This window comes from Microcystis sp. LE18-22.4A, from assembly GCF_027531105.1.
GTDB lineage: Bacteria > Cyanobacteriota > Cyanobacteriia > Cyanobacteriales > Microcystaceae > Microcystis > Microcystis aeruginosa.
Map to the genome: position 1 here is coordinate 1 of NZ_JAPZRB010000498.1, position 4,167 is coordinate 4,167.

General features: G+C 50.7%; 4 protein-coding genes. All 4 read right to left on the reverse strand.

Annotation, left to right across the window (positions count from 1 at the left end; translation table 11 throughout):
* Positions 1 to 437 precede the first annotated feature (437 nt).
* Positions 438 to 2,807 (reverse strand): arylsulfatase, encoded by a 2,370-nt coding sequence (locus tag O9295_RS21540; protein ID WP_288035222.1) that lies wholly within the window; start codon positions 2,805 to 2,807, stop codon positions 438 to 440.
* Between the two features lie 196 nt (positions 2,808 to 3,003).
* The gene (locus tag O9295_RS21545; RefSeq protein WP_288035225.1) at positions 3,004 to 3,318 is read right to left on the reverse strand and encodes a DUF5615 family PIN-like protein; all 315 of its coding nucleotides are present in this window, start codon (positions 3,316 to 3,318) and stop codon (positions 3,004 to 3,006) included.
* Complete coding sequence (locus tag O9295_RS21550; protein WP_288035227.1) at positions 3,318 to 3,608, reverse strand: DUF433 domain-containing protein; 291 nt, start codon at positions 3,606 to 3,608, stop codon at positions 3,318 to 3,320. Before O9295_RS21550 ends, O9295_RS21545 begins: the two co-directional genes overlap by 1 nt.
* A gap of 375 nt (positions 3,609 to 3,983) precedes the next feature.
* A partial coding sequence (locus O9295_RS21555) for a PEP-CTERM sorting domain-containing protein (RefSeq protein ID WP_288035229.1) occupies positions 3,984 to 4,167 on the reverse strand: 184 nt, incomplete at its 5' end.

A 4,167-nucleotide genomic window follows, 5' to 3' on the forward strand; every position in this document is an offset into this window, starting at 1 on the left:
TGAAATGGGGCGAAAGTCTGTGGACTCTGTGTAAGACAGTACATGGTTTTTTAACTGTGGTATGCGACGGTGGTGGAAGCAGAAACTTAAATCGTGAGGTTTAGGAATCGCCGCACTTTTAGGGCGGCGAGGATGTCAATGCGGTTAGTTTTTGCTATAGAAAATCAAACCTCCTGGAAAAGTAAGTTATCGAGGCACTATCTGGTCAAAATATCTAAAAATTCCGATAAATTTGACATAATCTTAGATTTTATCGGTAGGATAGTTGTCTCTTGTCTTTTTTCTCCTCCTGTCTCCTATCTCCTGTCTCCTGACTCCTCACTAACTACGACAATTTTTGATTTTTGCAGGAGATCTATTAAACATTGGCTCGCCAGCGATCGCGATTCCTCCCCTAAGACCGAATAAGCGAAACCGTCGATCGCAAGTCCCCTTTTCTACTGCCGGGCCATGATAATTTTCAGACGTTCCTCCGGGTCGATCAGGTGGTCATGAGCGTCCGTACCCACATCCAGTTGAACCCAACCGATCTTGCCGGTGAAACGACTGGTTTTCGAGGTATATTCCGCCGCTACGGGGGTACCGGATTCGTAGCCGATATCCGTGGTCTCGTCCGCAGAGAAAATAAAAGCCTGAGTTCGTTCTACCCGACCCGTACCCACCGGTTGACCGTCGTAGTAGAGGGTGACATTTCCCCCCCGTCCTAAACCACCGCCATCGTAGGCAAACTCCATCCGTACCTGATGCTTACCGGCTGGGATCGTCTCCGTCGCCTCGGTGACAAAACTTTGAATCCCCAGCACGTTATAGACGAACTTGGCTTTTCCGTCGTGGGTATAGACACTCCAACCACCGAAGCGGCCGCCTTGGGCGATAATCACCCCGTCCGCGCCTTCCGGGGGAATGTTCAGTTCCGCAGTCACCGAGAAGGATTTATTTTTGATGTTGATGACGCTATTTTCAGACAAACGCCCCATCCCGGCAAAGAATAATTGCGAGTTTCCCCGCACGAGGGTAGGCCGGCCAGCGGTGGCGGGATCGACCCGTTCCACTTGGCGATCGTCTAGGGGCAGTACATTATACTTAACCGCCTCGATCAGAAATTGTCGCTGTAGTTCGTGCAGTTTCTCTGGCATTTCCCTGGAGAGATCCCGAGCTTGCGTCCAATCCGTACTGCCGTCGTATAGTTCCCAGATATCATCGTCGAAAGGAACCATCGTCTGTCCAGTCATAATCCACGGGGTGCGGTGCTTGGTAATCGCACTCCAACCCTTGTAATAGATGCCCCGATTGCCAAACATCTCGAAATACTGCACATCGTGACGTTCGGGGGCGGCCGCGTCGTTAAAGGTATAAACCATACTCGTACCTTCGTAGGGACTTTGTAGGACACCGTTAACCATAGTCGGTTCGGGAATTCCCGCTACGGCCAACACCGTCGTGGCCACATCGATCAGATGACAGAACTGATGGCGAATCCCACCTTTTTCCCTGATGATTTTGGGATAACGAACAATCGTACCGTTGCGGGTCCCGCCCCAGTGAGAAGCGACCTGCTTCGTCCATTTGTAGGGGCTACTCATCGCCCAGGCCCAACCGACCGCGTAGTGATTATAGGAATCGGGCGCACCGAAGTCATCTAGTTTCGAGAGGAGAAATTCCGGGGTTTCTAGACCCGCTAACCCGTTAAAGTTGGCCATCTCGTTAAACGCGCCCTGCAGCGTTCCCTCGGCGGATGCGCCGTTATCGCCGACGATGACGTAAACGAGCGTATCGTCGAGGATTTCTAGATTTTCTAAGGCTTGAATCACCCGTCCCACCTGCTCATCGGTATGTTCCAGAAAGGCGGCGTACACCTCCATCTGGCGCTCTAATACCGGCTTCAGGCGATCATCCATGTCATCCCAGGCGGGAATTTCGGCGTGACGGGGGGTGAGTTCGGCATTTTGGGGAATTACGTCCAGTTCTTTCTGTCGGGCAAAGGTAATCTCCCTCTGGTGATCCCAACCGTGAGCGAATTGGCCCCGATACTTGTCGATCCATTCCTTGGGGACGTGGTGGGGGGCATGGGTCGCGCCGGGGGCGAAGTACATAAAGAAAGGCTTATCGGGGGCGAGGGCTTTTTGTTGACTGACCCAAGCGATCGCTCGATCCGCCAGATCTTCGGTCAGGTGATACCCTTCCTCCGGGGTTTTCGGCGGTTCGATCGGGGTTGTTCCCTCGTACAGTGCCGGCTCCCACTGGTTATTCTCGCCACCGATAAAGCCGTAGAAATACTCGAATCCACCCCCGCCAGAGGGCCAAGCGTCAAACGGGCCGATCGGGCTGGTTTGCCAAACCGGTACCTCGTGGCACTTACCGAACTGCGCCGTGGAATAGCCGTTCAGCTTCAGGGTCAAGGCGAGGGGTGCTTTGGTGTTGGGACGAACGGAACTCTGCCCGGGGGCGGAGGTGGCGGTTTCGGTGATGTTGCCCATGCCGACCGAGTGATGATTCCTTCCAGAGAGCAAAGCCGCGCGGCTGGGAGAGCAGAGGGCAGTGGTATGAAAACGGGTATATTTTAGCCCCTGTGCCGCTAATCGCTCGAAAGTGGGGGTATTGCACGGCCCACCGAAGGCACTGGAGGCTCCGAAGCCCACGTCATCGAGCAGCACGATCAGCACGTTGGGCGCGCCGGCCGGCGGTCGGATATCTCGAATCGGGGGATAGTCAGTGTCCGGATTCTTCGCGTCGTAGGTGGTTAGACCGAAGGGGGTTAAGTCGGGAATCGGTAGAATTTGGCGTTGGATCGGCTTATCTTGGGACATCGTTCATTTCCTCAGGTAAATTTTTTCGAGAATCGATCAGGTCGAGAAATATTTAAATTTGTTAATTTCTCTTGACAGAATGCCTAATTTGTATTGTTGAAGCGCATCGATCGGGCCATTGACTATCCTATCGCTTGCCAAAATCGATAATCTCTCGACCTTGCCAAAACTCGCACAGGCTCGGCAAGATGGGGGATCAATCCCCCACGACGAGGTCATTCGGAAACGCGATTATTCCGTGGTGCCTCCCGTAATTTCTGTTCGTCCCCCGGGGACAGTTTCGGACGAGCGAGCGCGTCATATAGGATTTATGCAATCGACAAAAATCGCCTACATTAAAAGTATAAATTACCCGACCTTGCTGGGTTGCCCAAACCAGTTGATCGGGATCGGGTAGCTGAATGTTTTTCGCTTCCCAAGTGGTAATTACATCAATCTTCAGATTCCGCAAAGCTTCCACGACCGAGCGTTGACCCGCATCTTCATCAAGGTAGAGACGGATTTGACTCATTACAATTCACCGGCTCGATATCGGGATTCCCAGTCTTCACAATCGGCTCGGTAAGCATCGATATCGGCCTCTATCTGTTCTTTATTCGCGTGATAATACGCTAGAGCGCTATAAATTTGAGCCAGACTTAACTGAGGATACTCCCTAGCGATCGCTTCGGCACTCATTCCCGTTTTATGATCCATGACTAAACTTTGAATCGTGATTCTAGTTCCCGCAATCCGGGGACGGGAATTACAAATATCCGGACTAGCAACAATAAATTCGCTAATATCGATGCCTGTAGCCATATTTTCGCCTAGAGAAGTCCCTTTTATTGTAGCTCGATCGATACATCCGAACAACAAAAAAGCACCCCTTTTCGAGGATGCCCTTTTATCTAATGATTTAGACGCTAACTGATTGAAATGCCAAAAATAGGAGATTTATAGACTTTACCATCAAAGTTAGGTTGATGACTGAAGCTGGAAATCGCCATCATGTTGTATAAGCAACACGATTAATAACAATTGCTAAGTAGGTAGGCGTTAAAAATTATCAGATGCCCCCTTATTAAGGGGGGATTAAGGTTCGATCCCCCCGCCTATCGGCACCCCCCTTATCAAGGGGGGCAGGGGGGATCGAACCTAAAATCCATTTCTAATTTAATTATAACCAGCTACTTATTAAGAGTCTTTTTTGGCTTGCTTCTTATTTAATTTTCCCGTCAAGAAAGCACCGAATCCGAGTAATCCTAAACCCAATAAATTGGACGGTTCAGGAACACTAACGCCACCAGTATTTTGAATAATGGGGTTTTGGGTGACTGTTACTGTTCCAGCAGCAGTAAATGTTAACCCCGTCACAAAA